The sequence below is a fragment of the Cyclobacterium plantarum genome (assembly GCF_011290685.1).
GTDB lineage: Bacteria > Bacteroidota > Bacteroidia > Cytophagales > Cyclobacteriaceae > Cyclobacterium > Cyclobacterium plantarum.
Map to the genome: position 1 here is coordinate 481322 of NZ_JAANYN010000001.1, position 24177 is coordinate 505498.

The following is a 24177-nucleotide window of genomic DNA, read 5'->3' on the forward strand; positions in this document are numbered from 1 at the left end:
TCTGGTAATGTTTAGAGTGATTATTTTATTGGCTTTGATTGGGTTTTCTTTCACGGCTTTTGGTCAGGTAAGCCAATGGGTGAAACATGAGCAGGAGTATTATAAGATCCCGACAGCAACAGATGGTGTTTTTAGGTTGAGCTATACCACATTTTCTGCATCGGGTATTCCCATTGCTTCTTTAGACCCCAGGGAAATCCAGGTGTATCATCGTGGCAAAGAGGTTGCCGTGTTTGTAAGTGGTGAAGAGGATGGGGTTTTCGATCAGGGAGATTATCTGGAATTTATAGGCAAAAGGAATGACGGGACTTTGGATACGGCATTGTATGATAGTCCTGATTTGTTGCCAAATCCCTTTTATAATACCCATAATGATACCACTGCCTTTTTTCTGACGGTATCTCCCGGCGAAAGAGGTAAGCGAATGGTCCTTACCACACCCTCAATCGGCTCGGGCGAGGTCTCAAGTTACCAAAAATCGGCTCTGCAACATTTTTCGGAACAGTATTCTCTGGGGAAAATTTATTTTCCCGGGGTGCGGTTGTCCAAATATGATGAGGGACAAGGCTGGACATCTTCCATTGTTACCAAAGGTGCCAGTAGGTCATTGAATTTCTCAAACCTTGGGGAAATCAGAGCAGAGATTATTCCAGGTTTGGAAATAAGCCTTGTCGGGCGCTCTGAAACTTCCCACTTGACCTCAATAAAAGTGGGACCTTCAGCTGCTTCCCTAAGGGAGTTGGGCCAGGTATCTTTTGATGATTTCCAGGTTAAAGTATTCAAAGAGGACCTGAGGGCAAGCGATTTTTCAGTTGATGGCAATCTTTTTATTAGTGTTACCTCTCTCGGGGTAAACAATGCAGTGGACAATATTTCCATCAATTATTCCAGGCTTGTATACGGGTCGGTTGGCTATTCCGGGGACTTTGAAAAAGAAATATTTGCGTTTCAGGAGCCCGGTAAAATGCTGAGCATACCCGGGAATAACGGTGAATATGTGGCTTATGATATTAAAGATGTTGACAATCCGGTAAAGTATGAACTAAACCGCTTGGGAAATGTGCTTCAGGTACCTACGGGAACTCAGGGTATTCCCGGCACCGTATTGGTACAAAACCTAAGTCAGGTAAAAGAAATAAATGTCTTACAGCGGGTAAAATTCCGAAATCTATTGGCCCAAAATGCCAATTTCCTGATAATCTCCCACGAACGGCTGAGGAGGCCGGCGACCAATTATGGGGATCCTGTAGGTGCCTATGCTGCTTACCGGGCTACCCCGGCTGGTGGAGGTTTTGATACATTGACGGTGAATGTTCAGGAGCTTTACGATCAGTTTTCGTATGGAGAAAAGACACCGCTGGGTATCCGTAATTTTTTAAAGGAATACAACGATCGGTTTCGGCCGGAATACTTGCTATTGATTGGAAGGGCCTATGGTATGATCAACACCAGGAGGCAGGCAGGGGTCACTTATTTTTACAGAAATAACCCTTCACTATTTGATTTTCAGGAACTGGTGCCTGCATATGGTTATCCCTATTCTGATAACCGTTTTGCGGTGGGATTGGATCCCGCTGACCCCTTGGGACAAAATATTGGTATTGGCCGGATTCCCGCGAGAACCCCGGACGATGTGGGTGCCTATTTGGATAAGATCAAGGAAAAAGATGCTTTGGGAGTTACCGAGCCCTGGCAAAAGAATATTGTCCATTTAAGCGGAGGTAGGTCAGCCTTTGAATTAGAGCGCTTTTTTAATTTTTTGAACGGTTTCAAAGCCGTGGCAGAAGATGTTTATTTGGGCGGAAATGTGGAAACGGTAAGGAAAAGGTCAAATGCCACCACCGAATTGATCAATATTTCCGATGAAATCAATGACGGAGTGGGTTTGGTGACATTTTTTGGCCACGCAGCCCCTTCGACCACCGATATCGATATTGGGTTTGCCAGTGTCAATGAAATGGGCTACCGGAACGAGGGTAAATATCCCGTGTTGCTTTTAAATGGTTGTGATGCCGGAAATGCCTATGGAGATGCTTATACCTTTGGGGAGGACTGGATTGTGACTCCAGATAGGGGAGCGTCCAATTTTCTGGCCCATGCGGATATTGGTATAGATGTCTATCTCAGGAGGTACAGCGAATCATTTTATGCTAAAGCATTTGCTGATTCTTCGATGATTTATCAAAGCCTGGGTAAAGTTAAGATTCAGGCCGAAAACCAACTTTATTCGAGGTATGGAAGTTCGGAGGTAAACCAATCGCATGCCAATCAGATCATTCTTTTAGGAGATCCTGCATCCCGCATGTTCCCTGCCAGCAAGGCAGATTACTCCATAATACCAGAAGAGGTGCAGCTTCGTGGAGTAGGGGGGCAAGCCTTAAATTCCTTGTCAGATTCGTTGGAGCTATCTCTGCTGATCAGAAACCTGGGACGGGTGGATTTGGATTCTGTGAGCCTTGATATTAAAAGGCAATTGCCTGATGGGAGTATAATCGATATAGAAACAGGGCTGCTGGCACCTGTTTTCAGGCAGGACACTTTGGTCATTGTCATTCCTAACTCAGGAATCAGTTCTTTTGGAGACAATGTCTTTAGTATAGCTATCAATGATGACAGGATGATAGAAGAAATGACTTTTTCAAACAATGTCGTTTCCGCTTCCTTCTTTGTACCCTTAAGCGGTACATTAAACCTATTTCCCCTGGAGTTCGGTATTGTAAACGAATCCGAAGTTTCATTGATAGCACAGATTCCGGGATTTTTGCAGGAACCAAGAAACCTGGTTCTGCAATTGGATACGACTGCTGATTTTTCCAGCTCCAGGAGAAAAGAAGTTAGGATCACCACGGAGAACCTGGCCAAATGGGAGGTAGACCTTTTCGATAATCTTCCAGCTAAGGACTCGCTTACCTTTTATTGGCGGACACGGTTCCTGTCCCCCAAAGAAGGGGAGGATGATTCCTGGAATAGCAGTAGTTTTTCCTATATCCAAAACGGACCTGAAGGATGGACGCAGCGGCAGTTGCCCCAATTCCTTAGGAATCAGCTGGATAATATCAAGGTCAATTTATCTGAGGGAGAATGGCAATTTCAGGAAACAGCCCTTAACATTGACATTTTCACTTTTGGATCGGATACGGAAGGCTACGATGTGGAAAATACGCAGATCATGTTGAACGGAGTGGCTTATATACTGGATACCTTTAACCGTTTTTGTCCAAACGGATCCCTGGGTTTAATGGCTTTTGACCACAGGACTTTGGAGCCCTACTTGCCGGTTCCTTTGGTTACCATAGATGTACTGGATCCCCGTTCCTGCGGAAGGGTACCGCAGGTGATTCAGAGTATCCGCAATGCCAATATCACCGGTGCAAATGGAACCATGTTATTGGATTTTGTGGATGGGATGCATGAGAATGATTATGTAGTAATATTCTCGGTAGGAAATGTAACTTTTTCTGATTGGCCAGATGAGGCCTATTTTAAAATGAAGGAATTGGGCGCCAATGAGGCTACACTGAGGAACCTGCAAACGGGGGATCCCTACATCCTTTTTGGAAGGAAAGGCATGAATCCAGGTGAGGCAATAGAGGTAGTCCCCGATATCAATGCAGCATCACCGCGGGAATCTCAGGTAATTACTTTTGAAACAGATATTACAGGTTATTTTCCTTCCGGAAAAATTCTTTCCCCCAGGATAGGGCCTGCCAGGGAATGGTTTGGCTTTTTCAACGAAATTAAAAGAAAAAACCTTTTCGAATCCGAAAGGAGTAATATGGTTGTTGTTGGTGTGACGCCGGATGGGGGAGAGGTACCTCTGCTCAGCAATGTGAAGGAAGAGGAAGCAGACCTTTCCCGGTTTGATGCACAAAGCTATCCTTATCTTAGGTTAAGGTATGACTTGGAAGACCTGCCAACGAATGCCATGCCCCAGTTGGCCAAATGGCAAGTAAATTATACAGGAGTACCGGAAGGCGTTTTGGTTATAAAAGAGAAACGAAAAGAGTCCTTACTCCTGGAGGGACAATCGGATGAGCTTGAATTTGAATTTGTTAATATTTCCGAACACGATTTTACGGACTCCATTACCATAGAATACACCTTCCAAAATATTGATCAGAGAAGAATCGATAGGGCAAGTAAAAAGATCCCCGCGGTAAAGGCCGGAACTTCGGCTTCCTTTACCGTGGAGTTTGAATCAAAGGGTAGGCCAGGGAACAATTCCCTGAATGTTTTTGCCAACCCAAGAATATTTCCGGAGCAACTTTACCGAAACAATGTGTTGGATCTTCCTGGATTTTTTAAGGTGAAAGGGGATGACCTCAACCCCATTCTGGAGGTAAATTTTGACGGAAGGAATATCATGAATGGAGATATTGTCTCTCCTACAGTAGTCATATCAGCCCTTGTAAAAGATGAGAATAAGATAGCCCTAAAAAAAGATACCCTTGGCATGGAGCTGATGATCAGAAAACCTTGTGAAGGTTGTGATTTTGAAAGGATAAGTTTCAGTAATCCTGAGGTGAAATGGTTTGAAGCTAGCGAAAGTTCAGATTTTAAAATAGAATATCAGCCGGGTCCTTTGGCAGATGGTACCTATACTTTGAGGATCAATGCCAGTGACGCATCTGGCAATGAAGCTGGTTCCGAGCCCTATGAAGTAAGTTTTGAAGTGATCAATGAGAGTCAGATTACCCATTTTTACCCTTACCCCAATCCCTTTAGCAACAATGTCCGTTTTGTTTTCACACTCACCGGGTCGGAAATTCCTGATGAAATAAAAATTCAAATCATGACCATTAGTGGTAAGGTGGTGAAGGAAATTTTTCAGGATGAATTGGGCCCCGTTACTATTGGCAATAACATTTCTGCCTATGCCTGGGACGGCAAAGATGAATTTGGGGATCAATTGGCCAATGGCGTTTATATTTACAGGGTTTTGGTCCGGAAAAATGGTCAATTTATGGAATTACGGAGCAGTGCTGCTGATAAGGCATTCAAAAAGGGTTATGGCAAAATGTACCTTTTAAGGTAGGGCGCTTAATGATAAAATCATGACCCCATCATCAACAGTTGAGGCTACGTCAGCATTTTCTGCTACCTGCTCCCAAAATTCATCCGCTTTAAACAACACGATTACTGCTTTCCCACTGAGTAGGGATTCCAGTGCCTGTTCTCTCTCCCGAAGCTTTTCCTCCTCACTTAAAGGGTAGTTTTTTCCTTCTATAAATAGGTTTCCCGGCTGGATTGGCAGCACTTGCAAATCAACAAATGAAAGCATTAATTTCTCTGGGGCATCTGTACGTATTTCCAGGTGCCCCTCTTCCAACACCCCCTCAATGTTTTTTCTAACCTCACTTTGATGAAAGTCCTTTGCCAGTGTCAGGGACGCCACGTCTTTTCTTTGCCATAAAAGGCCATGCCCTACCATGGTATGCCCACTGATGCAAATGGCCAAAAGGATCATTATTTTCTTCTGATTTAAACGAATAAGGGTTATCCAGGTGGCCCAGGAAATTACCAGCAGGTAAGGAAAGAGTGTCCGGTAATTGACCTCCCTGTACCCGGACCACTGCTGAAAGGCCAAAAAACAAAGGGTATACACTACTCCAAATAGCAACAGTTGGTAGGTTTTATTCTCTCTTTTATTTTTGTTCATTAGCAGGTAAGCCGTCAGGAAAAAAGCCCAGCCCAGACCCATGATGAAGGTTACAGGTTTTGGAATCAATTGGCTGAGGGTATCCGAGATGACAAGACCCAGGGTAACCTGCATCCAGCTTGCCAGATTTTCGTAGAAAAGACCTAAATGAGTTAACAGGCCTTGTTTGCCTGCCACTTGTTCCGTCAGGTGAAACTGCAATATATTCTCGGGGACCACCCATTGAAAAAGAGCCCAGGAGGCAATCATGCTGCCGATAACTATTGACCAGCCCCAATTGCGGTCAATAAGGATCCAAATCAACAAAAGAGGGATTAAAAAGAGTGCATTTAATTTTACCCAGATCATAAGGGCCGATAATACGGCCATTGCGGGAAAATAATGATTGTCCTCTTTGTCCGGCCAGATGAAAATGTATAACCAGACCAAAACCATTAGGTAGAAGACACTATCTGCATGCGCACTCCCCAAAACCCTGAACGACCACCAGGAAAACAAGCTTATTCCAAATGAAAAAAAAATTACACCTTCGTTTCTGTCAGCATGCGTGGCTATTCTGTAAAGTAAATAGATGGCCAATACACTTGTGATTAGACTTAAAAACAATACCCGATCAAACAAAGGGATCAGGGATAAAGGGAAGTTGGAGAGTAAAAAGGGATAAAAAGGAGAAAGAGAAGCTAGTGCATCAGAAAAACCTATGGTGATTTTAAAATAGCCTATGGTGTCCGGCAAAAGGTAGGAACCAAATTTCCAGGCACTGATAATGGTCGCTACCGTCAACAGGGCAAAACTTCCTGCCAGAATTAAAAAGGCGGTGTCTTTTTTTAAAAAAATCCCCAATTGTGGAACTAAGTTTTTTTTCTCCATGGGTTGTGCTTTTGTAGTCATTTTAGTCCATAAAGGTAAATAATATATTTTTAAATTTTGTGATTTAAAGTATTTTGTTATAAATATTACAAGTTTTATGCGTACATTTATGTTTTAAATCTAATAATTATATTAATATTATAACATAACCTTCATATTTAATTATAGGAAGTTCAAATCTTTGTATGTGTTGGTTTGCGCAGGAAGAAAGAGAAAAATAAAATGTTTTGTTTGACCCAGTCAATAAAGGCCCATTTATCTGAAAACCCTTTTATTAGAAAGGGAATGTGCTACTTTATTGCCTTGTTTATTTTAGGCTTGTCAGATGTGAAATCTCAGACCTATGGAGGAGCTTCAAGGATTTATACAGACTTTAATGGCTATTGGACTTCCGGAGTTGGGGATATTAGTACTGTACTTCCTGATAATTCTCACCATTTATTGGGATTTACCTGGCAGGGGAATGTATATTCCACAGGCATTGATGATGGGAGGCTGAGTTCTGCGGGGGTAACATTTGATCCTCAGGTTTATCAGGCATTTCCTGTTAGAAACATTGCAGCAAAGTCTTCCGGTACCTTTATTGGTCTGGGTCAGCTTTATGATGGTGTGGACAATGGAATATCAGCTCCTGCACCTTTTGCGGTGCCTCCCAATCTTTCTGCATTTCTGACTGATGGACTTCAGGGCCTGGATTATGGAACTGGCGTAGCCAATATCGCCTCGGGAAACGTAATTTTTGATTTTTCAGGTATCATTGATCCCACGCAAATTGGTGATGGTATTCCTGATATACTCGTTACCCAATTTGCAGACCCAAGCAGCATACTTGATGAAGTGTATCTTACTGATGGAGACGGGAATTTGGTCGGGAATTCATTGAACATAGACCATACGGCCATCAATATACTGGGGCGATGGTCAGCTGATTTTTATGATTTGGATGGAGGAGCTGGTGCGGGCTTTATCAAAACCAACCGAGACCTGCGCTTGTGGGTAGCCGAACTGGAAGCCTTTGGGATCAATATAGACAATTATGAAGAGGTAAGAAGCTTGCGGTACCGGTTAAATGGGACCAGTGATGTTGCCTTTGCAGCCTATAAAGTTGGGGTATTTGATATCGTAGCTGCCAATAATGATGAAGGTATCACCAATCAGGAAGAGCCCGTTGTCCTGGATGTTTTGGCAAATGATCTGCCGGATGAAATACTGGATCCTGCCTATCTCAGTATTTTGGATGGGCCGGATAATGGTTCTTTAACCATCAATCCCGTAACGGGAGAAATAGAGTATCTTCCTTATGCTGAGTTTTTCGGTATAGATCAATTCACGTATCAGATATGTGGAGATGGTGGCCTGCAATGTGATGAGGCCATTGTTACAATAGAGGTAAATCAAGTTAAATTACCGGTTAAGTGGTTGGAATTTACTGGTTCCACCCTGGCGAATAGGGGTATTGCTCTGGCCTGGACAACGGCCTTTGAAAAAAACACTGCCTTTTTCGAAGTAGAAACATCTGTAGACGGGCGCGACTGGCGGGTTATAGACCGCATCGAGGCTGTTGGTTTTTCCAATAATGCAGTAGACTACACTCATTTTGTTCGGATGAATGGGGAAGGAAGGGTATTTGTGAGGCTAAGGCAAGTGGATCAAGATCACAGTCAGGCATTTTCTGAAGTACTTGCAGTGGATTTTTTGGAGCAAAAAAGCAAGGAAGTAAGGCTTTATCCAAATCCTGTGAAAAATGAACTTATGGTTGAAGGTTTTATTGAAGAGGGATTGCCTATGAAAGTCATTGATTTGACAGGAGGAGAAAAAACACATTTGATCCAAAAATTAGAAGGGGATGGATTTTTGATTCGGCTGGATGTGAGCCTTTTAGAAAAGGGCATTTATGTTCTTGTCTGGGGGAAGGAAGTGCTGAAATTTCAAAAGAATTGATTGAGGAAGGCCTTCTTTCCCTCAATTTCTGAGATTATTTTGTACTTTTAAACGCTGAGGGAATTTTGCTATTGGCATATCCCCTGAATTAAATGAGCACTGTGAAAGCAAAAATATTGTTAAGACAAACCCATGAAAACCGATAGAAGAAAATTATTGAAATCCATAGGACTGGGATCTATGGTGGCATTAAATCCTGCTGCATCTTTTGCAAAACCCAAAAAGAGAACCCGATTTAGTTATTGTTTGAATACCAGTACCATCAGAGGACAGCAACCGGGATTGAAAAAATACATTGAGATTGCCGCTGAGGCAGGTTATGATGGTATTGAGGTGTGGATTGAAGATGTCAAGCAATTTATTTCAGCGGGAAATGATCCCGATGAACTTAAAAAATTGATTCAACAGCATGGCCTCCGGGTTGAGAATGCCATAGGCTTTGCCCCATGGATGGCGGCTGATGAGGAAAAAAGCAGGGCTGGGTTTCAGCAGATGGAGACAGAAATGGAACTTTTGGCAGCTATAGGTTGCAAAAGAGTAGCAGCCCCTGGGATAGGTGCTGAAGCTCCGGTAGATCTTATGTTGGCGGGTAAAAGATATAAGGCTTTACTGGAGCTTGGGAGGAAAACAGGGGTAATGCCACAACTTGAGTTTTGGGGAGCCTTTGATCCTTTTCATCACCTGGGACAGGTATTGATGGTAGCGGCCGTAGCCAATGATCCGGATACACGATTGCTACCAGATGTCTACCACCTTTTTCGGGGAGGGTCTGGCTTTGAAGGGTTGAAACTAATCAATGGCAAGGCCATTGAAATTTTTCACATGAACGACTATCCAGGTGATATTCCCAGAGAAAAACAGCAAGACAAGGATCGGGTTTATCCGGGAGATGGTATAGCCCCTTTGGGCCAGATCATCAATGACCTCAATGAGATGGGAGGAGATAAAGTGCTATCCCTGGAATTATTTAACCCTGGGTATTGGGAAAAGGATCCTTTGGAAGTAGCTAAAACTGGTTTGAAGAAAATGAAGGCTGCGGTTAATTCCGCCTTGTGAATTGATTTAATTTTGTATTAAAAATAAAAAAACGCCAGGAAAATCACCTGGCGTTTTTTATTTCTGCGGATTTAATTTCCACGTCTTGATCTCGAAGAAGTAGATGGAGCAGAGGAGCTTCTTGCTCTCTGGCTGGGCTGGGCTTTAGGAGCTACCCTGGTACTGCTCCTGTTTACAGTTGGGTTACTTCTACGGGTAGGACTTTGTACTTGTTGGCTTCTCTGCCTTTGTGTACTCGGCCTGTTTATCGTATTGGAAGGAGCAGATCTTCGAACTTGCTGTCTGGAATTTCCAGGATTAACCCTTTGGTTACTATGGGTTGTGTTTCTTTGCCTGGAATTTACGTTTGTTGTATTTGGCCTAACGGTTCTTTCCCTTGGGGCAACCCTTACATCCGCTTGGTTTTGGGGAGTCCGTACCCGGGGCTGCACTTGTCTCCTGGTATTTGATGGAGCGGGCTGACTTCTCCTTACATTGGTCTCAGTTGCCGGATTATAGCTTCTTTGCCTGATGTTATTAGGTTGTTCCATGGCAGAACTGGATCTTAAATTGTTGTTACGGGTATTGATTCCATTTCTGGTATCAGCACGGCTACTTGCTTCTCCCCTGTTTTTTAAGGCTTCCGTTCTAATGGTGCTACGTGTATTTGTACCCGGTACCATGGCTCTTCTTTCAGTCCTTACCTGATTGGCATCGGAAGGTTTATAATCTCTGGAAGAAGTGTAACTCCTTGGTCTGAGGTTAATATCCCCTCTAGCCTGAGTATTTGTCCTCCTGATTTCTGGTTTATACAGTTCCAGGTTATTGTTATTGATAGAAGACCTGCCTGGTCTTCGCCCTTCCCTTACCTGATACACCGGAACATCCCTACGGGTTACCCTACGCAATTCAGACCTGCTGGGCCCGGTAATATAGGTTTGGTTGTTATATACATAAGTATTGTTAATGATGTTGGTTTGGTTGTATATCACATTTACATTTCTACCTGGCAGGTAATACCTGTAAATGTTTCTGCTCAGCAACCTTCTTCTGGGTACGAAAACCCAATGGGAGTAAACAGGGAACCTTACAGAAGCGTAAAATTGTACCCTGGGACCCAGGGGAAACCAACCATAATAGCCACTTCCTGACCTCCAGTTGACCCATGCAGGACCCCATTCATACCCGGGAATCCAGGCCCATCCATACATGTCACTGAAAAACCACCTGCCATAATGAAATGGTGCCCAGCCCCAGTCATACGTAGAAACCCAGGTGTTGCCAAAGGAAGACATTACCCAATGACCGTTGGTCCTGTAAGGTTGAAATCCTTGCTCTGCGTAGGGGATCCAAATAAACCCGTAATGGGGATCCTCCACCCAGTCCCCATAAGGACTTAGCTCATCATAAAATACCTGAAATGATACTGCAAAAGGTGATGCTTTGATTTCGTTTACCCTTCCTGTAAATAGAAAAAACAGGCCGAAAATAAACATGCTGGCGACCTTCACCATTTGGGACCGATTACTTATGGAATTTTTCATGGCGCATAATAATTGATTGTTATCAATTCATACGGCAATAAGTGTTCCAGGTTCTGATGCTGCTAACAAAATAGAATATTATGTAGGAAATACAAATAAAAAATTAGTAAAATAATCGTAATACTTTATATTTTGACATATTATTCTTAAAAAAACACTTGTTTATTTTTTAAGTGTATCGATTTTTTTTGCTATTTCCTCTGCCTCTGTCATCAATTTATCGGAGAGGGTTCTGTCTTGATGAGAGGCTTTATGTGCTTTTTGCAGTAAATTTTCATATTGCTCCTGCAACTTTTCGATCTCTGTTTTCTTTTTGAATAATCCGAACATGTTCTTTTTTTATGATAAACCATGCATGTTGTGGAACTGTTTGAAATTAATCAAAATTTTGAAAAAGATCGCTTTCTTCAGGCATTTCTTCAGGTACAACTTCGTCGTTTTTAAAATTTATCATGTCTTCCAGATTGCCGGATCTGGAATAATATTTCCATGTACCTTCTTTTCTACCCTCCTCCATGAGGCCTTCTGATGCTAACCTTCCGTTGTCGTGGTAGTACTTCCAGGTGCCTTCAGGTTTTCCAGATTGGTAATTGCCTTCAGATTCTTTTTGTCCGTTGATGTAATAAGTGATTCTGGTGCCATTTCCATCTTTCAGTGTGCCCGAATCCAATTTTGCAGTGCCTTCATAATTGTAATATTCACTGACATTCATCAACCTGCCGAAATCCCAAATTTCTTCCTGGGTGAGTTGTTTGTTGTCATAAAAAAGGCCCCAGGTGCCGTCTTCCTGGCCCAATAGATAGCTTCCTACAGACTTGAGCTGTCCTCCATCATAATAGTAAAACCATTGTCCGGATTCATTGCCCAGCTGGTAGTTTCCCTCAGCCACCAAAATGCCAATTTTATTAAAGTATTTCCAAAGCCCGAATTTCAAGTCATTCTTATAGGCACCTATGGCATATAATTTCCCCTCCGGGTAATAGTTTTTCCAGATACCTGATCGAAAACCATTTTCATACTGCCCCCTGACAGATGGTTTGCCATTACTGTGATTTTCAATGTATTCCCCAACCATGACTCCAAGGTCATAAGTGACCCGTTTTGCCAGAGATTTATCCGGGAAATATTCTTCCCATTGACCAACGGGGATATCATTTTCATACCGCTCTACCCTTGCAGTCCTTTTATTTTCATAATAGTAAGTCCAGGTTCCGGTTTTATTGCCGGATTGATCATATGTTTTTTCCGATTCCATTATTTTGGTATCCGGGAAATAGCTCGTCCACTTACCTACCCGTTTTCCCTGATCAAAGGTACCTTCCTCCTGAACTTTACCAGTGGGAGAAAATCTTTTAAAATCTCCATGGGTCTGATTGTCTTTGTAGTTGGCTTCTATCACCAATTCACCATAAGGGGAATATTCCCGGTAGGGACCTTCTCGTAAACCATCCTTAAAGGTGATTTCTACGGCTTTTTCACCGTTTTCGTAATAAAACATCCACTCCCCGTTCCTTTTACCATCAGTATAATTCCCTTCTGTTTTAATCTGCTTGGGATTAACATATCCGGAATTATCTTGATTGCCGTAATATTCTTTATAGGGACCTATTAAAACGCTGTCCTGGTAAACAGCCTCTTTGACCAAGGCACCGCCCAGGTCAAATTCCTGAAAAGCCCCGTTTAGTTTATTGTCTTTGTACTCTGCGACAATATGCTGCTGCTGATTGGAATAGTAAATGACCCACTTCCCGTCTTTGATACCTTCTTCGAAAGTACCTTGTTGGATCAGGTTATTGGTTTTGGTGTTGATGAATTTCCAAAGGCCATCCATTTTGCCATTCACCATAACCCCATTGCCCATCAAGGTAGAGTCATTGTTATAAATGTTGACTACCTGACCTTGTCCATATGATTGGGAAACTGAGAAGGCCAGTAAAACCAAGGCAAATATATATCTCATGTGTTATTATCGTTTTTTTATTTGCCACATGGAATCTCGCATTTTAATAATCATCCCACGGTGTGACGTGTTCGCGATGCTCGATTTCATGAGTGTTTCAGATCAATTTACAAAGTGATACGGATTGTGTCTGTTACGGGTTCCAATTTACATTATATAGTTAAAAAATTATATTTAGTTTGGGAAAAGTTTAATCATTTTTGTTAAAAGCCTTATTATAATCCCCTTTCCCCATTTTTACGGACTATCAAGGGAGCATCAAATATAGGATATTTTCTACTTCATTTTTAATTTCATCTGCTGGTGTTTCCATATCTACGATGGGTATGGCTTTGATCAATTGAAGATGCGAGAAGTTTGTTAAATGATCGCTGAATTTTTCCGGGCTAAAATTTTTACTCTCCTGAACTTTTTTTTCATCGATGATTTTTCCGTACGCCCATAAATCGGACAAGCATATCTGATAGTTATGTACACTTGCCCAATTGATTAATTTTTTGGAGTCGCTGAGGCAGGGGTGATTTTTACCAAAAAAAACCAGCACAAATAAGCCTCTTCCCCACCAGTGCAGGATGCGGATATTACATCCCCGGGAAATATCAAAATCTCTCAATACATCCAATACCTGATAGGGGCAACGTTGCAATTCATTTCCTTTACTAATTTTGATGCCCCTATGGTTTCGGTGAGCTTTAGATAATGAATCAACGGAAATTTGATTGGCTACCTCAGCAAAAATGTGTGTAAACCTTTTTTTAGCTTCACTTATTTTTTCAAATAGCAATTTGTTTTTTGTGATGGCCAGCAATTCTTCAAACTCAAACATACTTAGATACTTTACCAGCGGATCAATGCAGATGCCCATGCAAAACCACTTCCGAAAGCGGCCAGACAGACAAGGTCGTTGGGTTTTATCCTTGCGGTTTCCAAAGCCTCACTAATGGCAATGGGGATAGTAGCTGCTGTAGTATTTCCATAATTCATGATATTGTTAAAGACCTGATTTTCTTCAAGGCCCAGTTTTTCCTGGATGTGTTGGCTGATTCTCAGGTTTGCCTGGTGGGGGATCAGCAGGTCCAGATCTTTGGGTTTTAAATTATTGGCATCCAGGGCTTCCTGAACTACCTCGTAAAACCTGATCACCGCATGTTTGAAAACCGCATTACCATTCATCTGCAGGTTAAAAGACCCGCTATCAATCAGTTCTTGTGAAACCCTGACTTTTCTGCTGCTTCCGGGATCTTTCACATATAGTTCTTCCGCATGGTCCCCGTCTGCATGCAAATGTGTGGAAAGTATCCCTTTATGAGGTTCGTTGCTGGCCTGAAGTACTACTGCACCGGCACCGTCCGCGAATATCACGGCACTTGAACGTCCCTCATCACTTTTGTCCAGTGCGGACGATTGGATTTCAGCACCTACTACCAGAATATTTTGGTACATACCTGATTTGATGAATTGGTCTGCAACGGATAACGCATACACGAATCCCGAACAGGCATTCCGGATATCGAGTGCACCAATTCCCTGTAAACCCAATTCCCTCTGTAGCAATACTCCATTTCCGGGGATGAAATAATCCGGGGTAATGGTAGCAAAGATGATAAAATCTATTTCTTTGTTATTAAGGCCTGCATTTTTTATGGCCATTTCTGAAGCGGCCCTGGCCATGCTGGTAACGGTATCTTTTCCTGGGGTAAACCACCTTCTTTCTCTTATCCCTGTTCGCTCCACGATCCAGGCATCGTTGGTATTCATCATTGAAGAAAGCTCCTCGTTGGTTACAATACGGTCCGGCAGGTAATGGCCGGCTCCGGAGATAATGGAATTTTTCATTATTGCATGGCTACTTATAAAGGAACAAATATGTCATTTTAAATTGAGAAATCAATTTTGGCATTAATTATGGCTTAATGTGCGTAACCAAATAGCTTAATTCACCCTGAGACTAATTTGGTCTAAAAATATATCTACTAAAAATATTATTAATAATAGATTAATTATAATCTATTTTTTGAGGTTCATTTCTCAAAAAAAGTATTTCGAAACTTTTTCTCGAAATACTAAAAAAAAATAATGGACAGGGCAAAAATATTTTGTCTTCATGTAATTGCTTAATAAAATAAAATTTTGTTTATTTTAAAAAACACCGTATTTATCAGAAAAAAATATTGATGTATGTCAAATACATAATTCTTTATTGGTAAAATCAAAAAACAAAAAACAATAAATCAATTCCCTTTTTATGAATTAAATATTACCTAATCAAATGAAAACAGAAATGAAAAAAACAGCAAATGAATGTACAGCTACCCGAATGGGGTTAAAAAGAGGAGTGCTTGGATGTGCTTTTTTAATGTTTTTTACTACTATGGCAATTAGTAGTGATATTATTAGTGTAAATAAATTTAATTATGGTATTAATCATAGTTCTATTTATTTAAATCAAGATACCGTTCCAACGAATGCCCTGGGAGAAAAATTATGGAGTGCCGGACATGAAAATGGTACACAGGAGGAATGGATTCAAAATGGTGGTGGGGGAGAATATAATACCGGTAGCGGAAATAGCTCTGTCAGCTCCGAAGCAGCCAGGTCGGGGAATCATTCCTTGAAAATGTCCATAAATACCACAAATGGTGGAGGTCATGGTACAAGAAATTACCGATGGTCAGAGATTGCCGACCACAAAGATTTAATTTTTACCCAATATTTTTACTTCCCAAACCGAATCGATTTTGACCCGAATAACAATTGGTTTAACCTGATTCAAACGAAAGGTGTAAAATTTGCTCCCGGGGGTGCTGGCACCGGACCGGACCAGATTAACAATCCTCATTTTGTCCTTGGTCTGGATGTACGTGGCGGGGCCGGAAGTGGCGGAGCAAACTTTTTAAGTCTGGCCGACCTGCAAAAATTTTGGGGAGGTCAATCTAATGTAAGCTGGAAAGCTCCAGTGGGTGTGGATCTTCCAGTAAGAAGGTGGGTAAAAATTCAAATGCGCATCATTCAGGACAGGGGTGATAAAGGTCGGGTACTTGTTTGGCAGGATGATACATTGATTATAGATACGAAATTCAGGAATACCCTACGACCAGAGGTGGATCAAAATATGCTTAGTATTAATGCATATGCTGATAAAACCTTTCCAAATGTCACAAATATATACCTTGACGATCTATCTATCAATCTTCCGGGAGCGCCTGGTGTGGAAAAGGAACCCGTTCCACTTTTAGAACCTGAGGTATCTATTATTGAACCAAAAAATGAATTCACTTTTACCGAAGGCGAGACGGTTAAAATTGAAACAGAGGTATCAACCGACCCAAGCCTTGAAATCGCTCAGGTGGAGTTTTTTAGTAATGGGAGCTTGTTGGGTGCTTCCGATGCCCTACCTCATGATTATACCCTGTCCAACCTCTCAGAAGGCACTTATAAGGTAAAAGCAAAAGTTTGGGATTCGAAAGGTTCTGTTAATGAATCAGAGGAAATAAGACTAATTGTGCTGGCAAAGGAAGAGGAAATTATTGAAGAACCAGTAGTTGTTCCTGATGAAATCACGCAACTTCCCTCAGATTCCGGATTGAACTATAGTTTTGGAAGTAATGAGAATGTAATTTTTGAAGAAGCTGTATTTATGTCTGATCCCGGGTCAGAAGTGGTTTTTGGAACATCCTATACATTTACAAATATTGACGCTAGTGGAACAAAACTTTACCAACAGGAAAGGAACTCACCCGATCTCAGATTAAAAGTTCCCCTCGATAATGGAATATATACGGTAGTAACGTACCATAATGAGCTCTGGTTTGGTAAAAATGGTCCTTCGGCAATTGCCGGTAGAAGGGTATTTTCCATTCAATTGGAAGAAGAGCTTGTTAAAGAGAATTTTGACCTTTACAGAGAAAGTAATAATGAACCCACGCAGCTTGTTTTTGAAAACATAGAGGTAGTTGATGGGTATTTGGACATCCGAATGCTTGCTACTAACAATAGAGCAACACTTTCGGGTTTATCGGTTTTCCCCCAAGTGGGGCAAGATGGAAAACCTGGGCCAATCCAAAACGATTTTCAAATGGCATTAAATACCGGTGCAGGTGAATCTACAGTCTTTGGAAATAATGAATTTAAAGCAGAAATAGGTTCTTTTAACTATTTTAATTCGAAAACCATTTATGCTGATGTCAATGCCAGCAAGGATGTTTTATTTCAAACAGAAAGACACGGGCTCAATCTAATTTATAAAATACCCGTACCAAACGGGACTTATGAAGTAAAAACCTATCACAATGAACTTTGGTATGGGAAAAGAGGGCCAAGAGCAAGTGCAGGGAATAGGGTATTTAGCATTTCTCTGGAAGGTAAAATAGTAAAGAACAATTTAGATCTTTTTTTAGAAAATAATAACCAACCCCTGGAATTGGTTTTCGAGGAAGTGGAAGTTAATGACGGTATTTTGGAACTTAAGTTACAGGCTTCTGCCAACAGGGCAACCATATCCGGTTTGGCGATCTCAGGTAGGATAAGCGCTACAAGTTCCAACCTCCGATTGGGCCAAACTGAGCTTGATTCCGGTCTATTGAATGAGGATATAAAAGGCAAAGAACCTGAAGTTTTAATATCTCTTTATCCAAATCCTGCCGTTGATCAGATATATCTGGAAGGAGATGCTGAGAATTTTCAACAATTTTTGATCCATGATAGCCTTGGAAACCTGATGTTCCAGTTTGATCCATTGAATCTTCAAAGAGAAAATGACCGGTATCTCATACCTCTTAATGGGTTTAAAGAAGGCGTTTACCTCATTAGTGTTTTGAAAAAGGACAATTCGGTAGAGCGTCTGCGATTTATGATAATATCTTAATTCAAACCAAAAAAATGTAGCCAATTAACTTAACATAATTGGCTACATTTTTTTTATTTAACATAGGCGGGCCAAACTTCCTGTTCAATGCTATCCAAAAGCTGGGGATTGGAAATGATATCGAATTTTCTCGCAAATAAAAAATTAGGAGAAAGATCTCTTAGTCGGGGAATGTCCTCTGTTGTAAAGGTTTGGGGAGAGGGATCATCTATGCTGCCTGACCAATTCACATAGGTCAAACAATCATGGATCTGACCTAAATTCTCCTTGTTAAGTTCCAGTACCAGACTTTGAAACAACATTTCATCCGGAAGAAGGGAATCAGCCAAATATTTGAGTAAATCCGGGTGATCCTGTATAAACGTCAGGATTTTTGAAATCGTTTCCGTATTTAAAGCCCACCAGGTATCTCCGCCATAAGGCTTAAGGTAAGCAGGAAAGCTTTTTTTATACAATAAAACCTGTAGCTCTTTAATTTTCCCCCTGCTGATTGACTTCACCAGCTTTTTAAAACTATCAAAACTATAAAACTCTTTGGCATGAATAGATGGTAATTGTACAAAATCACCTCTATTATCGGATAAATCTATTTTGTACCAGTTTAACCTATCCATACCTCCTCTCGCCCAAATGGTTGTTGGTAGTGAGAACCAGGAAATAAAATCCTTTCCTTCGTTACTTTGAAAAAAGGAATCAATGTAATCGATTGATTTAATCGGGTAATCTTGTCCGCTCAGAAGCACAGCATACCCTTTTTTGCCCCTCTGATCTACTAGCTTGAGCATGGTAAAGGTTGCTTTTACAATCCCTATTCCTCCCCAGTTGCAGGTTTCTCGCTGGTTTTCGGGAAGCATGTAGAGGTTGGGAAATTCTCTTAAAGCATCTTTAAACGGCGAAAGTTTGGCTTTTAAATCTACGTGAACATAGAAATAGCTATTCTTGTGATTTAAAGCAGTAACCAATTTCTTAACCTGAAGCGGATTGGTATGAGCAAGTATTAAATAATTAATGGTCATTGATATTTAATTTAAAGCTTAAAAAAAAATCAATTGGATTCCCGAAAGGTTTACAATCAGTTTATTTTTGTGCAGGACTCCATTAGGGTCTAATCCTCGACAAAAGGTAATACCATTTCCTTTATAGAGGCTTTGCTGTAAGCTTTTTTACAAACGGCAACAGGAGTATTGGTCAAAGATACCAAATTATGATCTTTTCACAGATGAGGAAAAGACTTTTCAGCTCTCCTGAATTTTAGATGGTGATATACCAATACCGAAACAATATTTCTTTGGAAATCCTTTATTGAAATGACGGGTATTGCGGAAATTTCCAGCAATTAATGAATTATTTTTATTAAAACTAATAATAGTTTACTTTTGAAGTCGGACCATGTTTCAAGACAGAACAGCTGTCTATGATTGATTTTGACTGATGGATATTGGCCCTTGAGGATGCTCCAAATAGAATGGAATCTACCCCATTTAGGGAACAGACGTATTCAAAGGCTTCTTTTGGTGGAATAGCACCTGCTGCCAATACTTGCATGGCTACCAGCTTGCATCTTTTTTGCCCAATTACCTCCTCATATTTTTTTATCCCTCCAGACATCCTGAACCCAATTTTATTGATGGAAGCGCAAACAGTGGGGTTTTCTATTCCTGCTTTCTCCAGGGTATCTAACAATAAAGGCAAATTCATGGTTATAAAACCAGGTTCTGCACGATATTTTTCCTTGATATGGTTATAAAAAACAACGAGAAAGTCAGTCATGCCAAGCCCAAGGAGCAAATCTGTGATTACGTTTTGCACCCAAATCACCGGTGTGTTGATCCCCTTAAACATTTTCATTTCGGCATCAATCATTAATTTTGCAAGTTCGGTAAAGTCTTTTTTCATAAAAGCCAATCCGCCTTTAGCAAAGGTGCTGAAAATATTCCCCGGTACAAATTGTTTAATTGTTCCCAAATAGCCCAGCTCTGTTATAGCGTTTGCATATTTGTGTGCATAAGGCATGCAAGGATATAACTTGAAATCTTTGTACTTTTCATTTCCCCTGATACGGTTACAAATCTCACCAATTCGATCATGTGTTGTACACATAAAGGTATTGATCCCTTCATCAATCGCAACGTCTAATACTGCCATGATGGCATCATCTTCCTGAAAACGAATAGTTTGGGCCCTTGCTTTTTCATCTGAACTGTGGTTGACTCCAAAAAACTGGTTATCACCGAATAGTACTCTTTCCATGGTATTTGTTATTTATTGTCTGAAATTAATTTAGAAATAAGTTGGTCGGTACATGATGCGCTCCTGAATGAACTTTTATTGATTGTTTCTGAATTATTTATGCATTTTATAAAATGATCGATCTGAGAGGAGTATTCCTCGCCCCGCAGGTAGAAATCTACATTGGGAGTCAGTTCAGTGAGGTATTTTACTGTCCAGCCTTTGGGTAAAACCAAAAGCTCGTTGGCTTCTTTCAAAAAAATTTTGACTTCCGTAGCATCGGCTATTATTTTTCCTTTTTTGCCCAAAATGGTTATTTGTGTATTCATTTTCCGATGCGTTTCGTCGCTCCAGTTTACGGATAATTGACCCCTAAGTCCATTATTGAGGGTAATGCTGGAATAGACGGCGTCTTCTACATCATTGGAAAAGATCCGCTTTAACTGGGTACCCGAAACTTCCATGGGTTTGCCCAGTAGAAAATGTATCAAATCAATGGTGTGTGACGCATAATCATATAAGCATCCGCCTCCCTGGCCTTTTTGGGATCTCCAGGTGCTCCCTTTTTCCCGCAAAACCACTGGACCGTAAGATTCACCGCTAAAGTGGTATAGCTCGCCCAATATGTTCATTTGAAGCAATACTTTCACCTCATTGAAGGTTCCCAGAAACCGGTTGTGATAGCCCACCTGATTGACCAGGTTTTTCATTTCGGCCTTCTCTGCCAATATTTCGGCATCTTCGGGGTTCAGCACAAAGGGTTTTTCACAAAAGACATGAAGGGAATGGTCCAGTGCATAATTCACCATCTCGGTGTGAAATTTGGTTGGAGATGCAATCACAATCGCATCCAGATTCATTTCTGCAATCATTTTCCGGTAATCTGTAAAACACTGGAAGCGTGAATGTTTCTTAAACGCATCAATTACCAATGCTGAGCTGTCGCATACAGCTACAAGGTTAACATCCGGATGTGCTCCTAGTATGGCGCAATGGGAAATTCCCATTTTACCTAATCCTATTATTCCTGTTCGAACCATCTTTTTTAGCGGGTTAAATGTTTATGAGTTATCTTATTTTTTTCACTTTTAGGATGCTTTTTTTTAAGCCAGCATTCCTGGCTTTTTACAAACCAAACCTATAAATCAGGGTTCTGATCTGTAAATCATTTATTAGGTAATAACCGAGTTTTTCTGGTTTATTGAGATATGGACACCTTTAGAAAGTAATTCACCCCAATTGTTGGATTAAAACACAGGTATTTGGTGGGAAATTTAATAAGAGATTTATTACCTTTTTGAGATAACTATTTTTGATTTATTTCAGCATTGATCTCTGTAAATTCCTTTTACCCTTACACGTTTTCCTGAGTGAGGAAAACGACATTGGCTTCATCAGGTAATCATTTTTGCTTCTTTTACCGGAGTTAAAATCTTTTTCTTTTCCATAGAATCGGGTGCTTTCTTTATTAGAAGGCTGATAATGTCCCATTTTTTTTGTTCCATATAGGAGCGGTGATAGATATATAGCGCAAATATGGTAGCAATGACATAATGGTAGTGATATACCGAATACCATGTAAAACTGGTAAATAACAGGTACCACAAATAGTATTTAACATATTCCTGTTGTTTGGGGACTGGCAACACAAAACTTTTGTACCACATTAACCCAAAGCCTATTATTGCAAAAACTCCGAACATGGCATAGACAGCGATTATCCCGACGTCTGAGAGAAAATATCCTTTAATAATACTGAGCCTCTCTATGAATTTGCCATAGGAAGAAATTCCCCAGTTTGGTGCCCCATTGCCGAAGATTTGACTTAGGGTATTTGGAGAAAAATCAGTTAGAAAATATTCACCAGCCTGAACCCGGATATAGTCTTTGCCTAATTTTGCATCTCTTTGCTGTACCTCAATGACACCTTTGATCATTGGAATATCCGAATTTACCAGGATAAGCAATCCACCCGCAAATGCTCCCAGGATAAGGAATTTTCTTAATAAGGACTGACTTTTAAAGAAATGGAAAAAATAGATGAGAAATACCCCGGCAATAAACTGTCTGGTCACCTGCATTACCGGAATAATTAATCCCAATACAGCCAATCCTATATAAAGCCATTTATACCGGTCATTAAGAGAGATTTTAGTGATTGCGATAAAAATAGATAGTATAAAGATTCCCGCTCCAGGAAAGATGATGCGTATAGCCCCTCTTTCTTCCGTAAATTCTTCACCTGAAATGGGTTTTCCAAACAGAACGATGTGGGAATTGGCATATTGAAAAAAATAAAGAATTGCATAAAATACTCCATATACAATAATAATTTTTTCAAGGGTTCTAATTGGAATTTTTAAGTGAAGTAACCAGAAGAACAATAGCCAGAGCATGTAAGGGAAAGTCTCAAATAAGCTGTCTTTAAATCCCTGCCCCCATGAAAAAAGAGCCATCACCATGGAAAAAATGATGGATAAAGAGATCATCTGAATGGGTAATACAAAGCCACCCTGCCTATCGAACATGTACACTGCAGAAACCATCACCGTTCCCAGTACCGCAAAAAAATCCAGGTAATTGACAAATGTTGGATTGATGAATGTAGCATCAAAAAATCGTAAATTGATGATAACCAACAGGAAAATAAATCCTATGAGTAATTTTTCTTTCATACTGATTTTGAAATTGTGTAATTTCTAAAAAAATACATGCTAGTGAGGATTAATACCAAAAGACCAACCAATAGCTTATTGATTAAATCTATTTCACTTCCTATAAAATAGGAGAATACAAACAAAATCGCAGCAGAGACCCACATCAGAGCCCTGTCTTCGATTTTTAGGTGAAGTGTTTTTCTGAACACATACCAGAGATAAAATTGGAAAATGGCGAATGAAAAAACCATTCCGGTAGCCAATCCCAATGCCCCGTATTGGCTGCTGAAGAATAAAATTGGAGTGGAAAAAAGTGAATTAACAATTCCCAATCGCAGTATTTTTTTCTCGTTATTGGTAGCCCCGAAAATTGTTCCAATTAGGCTGTCTACAGAAGTAAGGAATAAGTACCAAACCTGAAGTTGACAAACTAAAATCGCGGACAGGTAACTTTCAGGGAAAATAAATTCAAACAATTCTTTTGCAAAAAGAGTGAAAAGAAAACAAAGAAGCATTCCCAAAAGCATGTAATATTTGAAACCGATGCTCACAAAATTTTTAAATTTGGTTTTGTTAGAAACCCAAAGTGCCGATAGGTTGGGGAAAATAGCTACAAGGCCAAAATCAAGTACAAACGAAATCGGTCCGGTCAGCCTTCCGGAAAGATTGAAATAGCCAATTTCTTCACGTGTTGAATTAATATCCAAAAAATTGTTGGTAAACTGAGTGTAAGGAAGCATTACCAGCACGATGACCAAATAGGGCCAGCTTTCTTTTAGCAGGGAATAAGATGAAGATACAAATCCATCCATCTTTCCTAAAATGAGATTTTGCCTTTGTAAAGTGATATGGAATACCAGGTTTTTTATTATGTTCAATGCCAGAAAAGAATAGAAAAGTAAGGCAACATCCATGACTTTTCCAGGAAGTAAAAATATCCAGAGAAACCAAAGAATACTAAAAAGCAGATTGATAACAGATGGGGGCAGCATTTTCTGGTGTCCCAGAAATGCTGTTTCAAATAGTTTTCCAAAGCAGGAAATCAGTGCGAATAAAAGGACAAAAAGCAGTTCTTCTGCCCCTAAGTTACCAAGCAGGTGATTGTATACCAGATAAGCAGATCCTAAAACCAAAAGGGCCAGTGTTCTTAAAATGGCACCATTATAGATCAGGTCTTTGGATCGATTCGGGTCCCGGGCGATTGTCCGGATGACTATATTTCTAATGCCCAAATCACCAACTGTAAGCAGCAATGTGCCTTGAGCAATCATGAAAGTATACAACCCATAATCATCAGGATGAAGATTTTTGGTAATTTTCAGTACCGTTAATAAACTGATAAATTGTGATAGTATACTCCCAATAGTCAGGTACGAAAAGTTTTTAAATACTGTGTTTTGTAAAATTTTTTTTATCAC

The 24177-nt window shown here is 40.5% G+C and carries 15 protein-coding genes; 4 read left to right on the forward strand and 11 right to left on the reverse strand.

Annotated features, from left to right (window positions below):
* Nucleotides 1–7: 7 nt before the first annotated feature.
* On the forward strand, nt 8–5035 hold the full coding sequence (gene porU2, locus G9Q97_RS02040) for a putative type IX secretion system sortase PorU2 (RefSeq protein ID WP_166142623.1): 5028 nt from the start codon (nt 8–10) through the stop codon (nt 5033–5035).
* Here porU2 and G9Q97_RS02045 read toward each other — a convergent pair.
* The gene (locus tag G9Q97_RS02045) at nt 5027–6529 is read right to left on the reverse strand and encodes a hypothetical protein (protein ID WP_166142625.1); all 1503 of its coding nucleotides are present in this window, start codon (nt 6527–6529) and stop codon (nt 5027–5029) included. The two genes, porU2 and G9Q97_RS02045, sit on opposite strands and share 9 nt — an antisense overlap.
* A 285-nt stretch (nt 6530–6814) precedes the next feature.
* Here G9Q97_RS02045 and G9Q97_RS02050 point away from each other — a divergent pair, with 285 nt between their 5' ends.
* Nucleotides 6815–8470: an Ig-like domain-containing protein gene (locus G9Q97_RS02050; protein WP_166142627.1), complete on the forward strand. Its 1656-nt coding sequence runs from the start codon at nt 6815–6817 to the stop codon at nt 8468–8470.
* A gap of 132 nt (nt 8471–8602) precedes the next feature.
* Entirely contained in the window at nt 8603–9526 is a 924-nt protein-coding gene (locus G9Q97_RS02055; protein ID WP_166142629.1) for a sugar phosphate isomerase/epimerase family protein, read from the forward strand.
* A 71-nt stretch (nt 9527–9597) separates the two neighbouring features.
* On the opposite strand, the gene G9Q97_RS02060 is transcribed toward G9Q97_RS02055, so the two are convergent.
* The 5 genes from G9Q97_RS02060 to G9Q97_RS02080 all read right to left on the reverse strand — a co-directional run bounded on the left by G9Q97_RS02060 (nt 9598) and on the right by G9Q97_RS02080 (nt 14845).
* Nucleotides 9598–11049, reverse strand: coding sequence for a DUF6600 domain-containing protein (locus G9Q97_RS02060; RefSeq protein ID WP_166142632.1), 1452 nt, complete (start codon nt 11047–11049; stop codon nt 9598–9600).
* 162 nt (nt 11050–11211) lie between these two features.
* Nucleotides 11212–11379, reverse strand: a complete 168-nt coding sequence (locus G9Q97_RS02065) for a Lacal_2735 family protein (protein WP_166142634.1) — start codon at nt 11377–11379, stop codon at nt 11212–11214.
* Nucleotides 11380–11425: 46 nt separating this feature from the next.
* Complete coding sequence (locus tag G9Q97_RS02070; protein WP_166142636.1) at nt 11426–13009, reverse strand: toxin-antitoxin system YwqK family antitoxin; 1584 nt, start codon at nt 13007–13009, stop codon at nt 11426–11428.
* A gap of 247 nt (nt 13010–13256) precedes the next feature.
* Complete coding sequence (locus G9Q97_RS02075; protein WP_166142638.1) at nt 13257–13835, reverse strand: hypothetical protein; 579 nt, start codon at nt 13833–13835, stop codon at nt 13257–13259.
* 11 nt (nt 13836–13846) lie between these two features.
* Nucleotides 13847–14845, reverse strand: a complete 999-nt coding sequence (locus G9Q97_RS02080) for a 3-oxoacyl-ACP synthase III family protein (protein WP_166142639.1) — start codon at nt 14843–14845, stop codon at nt 13847–13849.
* 445 nt (nt 14846–15290) lie between these two features.
* Between G9Q97_RS02080 and G9Q97_RS02085 the strand changes: the two genes are divergently transcribed.
* Nucleotides 15291–17873 (forward strand): malectin domain-containing carbohydrate-binding protein, encoded by a 2583-nt coding sequence (locus tag G9Q97_RS02085; RefSeq protein WP_166142641.1) that lies wholly within the window; start codon nt 15291–15293, stop codon nt 17871–17873.
* Between the two features lie 53 nt (nt 17874–17926).
* Here G9Q97_RS02085 and G9Q97_RS02090 read toward each other — a convergent pair whose 3' ends face one another.
* The 5 genes from G9Q97_RS02090 to G9Q97_RS25270 all read right to left on the reverse strand — a co-directional run bounded on the left by G9Q97_RS02090 (nt 17927) and on the right by G9Q97_RS25270 (nt 24177).
* A complete protein-coding gene (locus G9Q97_RS02090; protein ID WP_166142643.1) occupies nt 17927–18889 on the reverse strand; it encodes a beta-1,6-N-acetylglucosaminyltransferase in 963 nt (320 codons plus the stop codon).
* A gap of 343 nt (nt 18890–19232) precedes the next feature.
* Complete coding sequence (locus G9Q97_RS02095) at nt 19233–20123, reverse strand: hypothetical protein (protein WP_166142645.1); 891 nt, start codon at nt 20121–20123, stop codon at nt 19233–19235.
* A gap of 8 nt (nt 20124–20131) precedes the next feature.
* Nucleotides 20132–21142 (reverse strand): Gfo/Idh/MocA family protein, encoded by a 1011-nt coding sequence (locus G9Q97_RS02100; RefSeq protein WP_166142647.1) that lies wholly within the window; start codon nt 21140–21142, stop codon nt 20132–20134.
* A gap of 354 nt (nt 21143–21496) precedes the next feature.
* Nucleotides 21497–22777, reverse strand: a complete 1281-nt coding sequence (locus tag G9Q97_RS02105; protein WP_187357700.1) for a hypothetical protein — start codon at nt 22775–22777, stop codon at nt 21497–21499.
* Nucleotides 22774–24177: an oligosaccharide flippase family protein gene (locus G9Q97_RS25270; RefSeq protein WP_166142649.1), complete on the reverse strand. Its 1404-nt coding sequence runs from the start codon at nt 24175–24177 to the stop codon at nt 22774–22776. The genes G9Q97_RS02105 and G9Q97_RS25270 overlap by 4 nt, the downstream gene beginning before the upstream one ends.

Excerpts from the sequence above, each read along its gene's own strand:
- porU2 (WP_166142623.1), top strand. The coding sequence starts at position 8 with ATGTTTAGAGTGATTATTTTATTGGCTTTGATTGGGTTTTCTTTCACG.
- G9Q97_RS02045 (WP_166142625.1), bottom strand. The coding sequence starts at position 6,529 with ATGGAGAAAAAAAACTTAGTTCCACAATTGGGGATTTTTTTAAAAAAA.
- G9Q97_RS02050 (WP_166142627.1), top strand. The coding sequence starts at position 6,815 with ATGTGCTACTTTATTGCCTTGTTTATTTTAGGCTTGTCAGATGTGAAA.
- G9Q97_RS02055 (WP_166142629.1), top strand. The coding sequence starts at position 8,603 with ATGAAAACCGATAGAAGAAAATTATTGAAATCCATAGGACTGGGATCT.
- G9Q97_RS02060 (WP_166142632.1), bottom strand. The coding sequence starts at position 11,049 with ATGAAAAATTCCATAAGTAATCGGTCCCAAATGGTGAAGGTCGCCAGC.
- G9Q97_RS02065 (WP_166142634.1), bottom strand. The coding sequence starts at position 11,379 with ATGTTCGGATTATTCAAAAAGAAAACAGAGATCGAAAAGTTGCAGGAG.
- G9Q97_RS02070 (WP_166142636.1), bottom strand. The coding sequence starts at position 13,009 with ATGAGATATATATTTGCCTTGGTTTTACTGGCCTTCTCAGTTTCCCAA.
- G9Q97_RS02075 (WP_166142638.1), bottom strand. The coding sequence starts at position 13,835 with ATGTTTGAGTTTGAAGAATTGCTGGCCATCACAAAAAACAAATTGCTA.
- G9Q97_RS02080 (WP_166142639.1), bottom strand. The coding sequence starts at position 14,845 with ATGAAAAATTCCATTATCTCCGGAGCCGGCCATTACCTGCCGGACCGT.
- G9Q97_RS02085 (WP_166142641.1), top strand. The coding sequence starts at position 15,291 with ATGAAAAAAACAGCAAATGAATGTACAGCTACCCGAATGGGGTTAAAA.
- G9Q97_RS02090 (WP_166142643.1), bottom strand. The coding sequence starts at position 18,889 with ATGACCATTAATTATTTAATACTTGCTCATACCAATCCGCTTCAGGTT.
- G9Q97_RS02095 (WP_166142645.1), bottom strand. The coding sequence starts at position 20,123 with ATGGAAAGAGTACTATTCGGTGATAACCAGTTTTTTGGAGTCAACCAC.
- G9Q97_RS02100 (WP_166142647.1), bottom strand. The coding sequence starts at position 21,142 with ATGGTTCGAACAGGAATAATAGGATTAGGTAAAATGGGAATTTCCCAT.
- G9Q97_RS02105 (WP_187357700.1), bottom strand. The coding sequence starts at position 22,777 with ATGAAAGAAAAATTACTCATAGGATTTATTTTCCTGTTGGTTATCATC.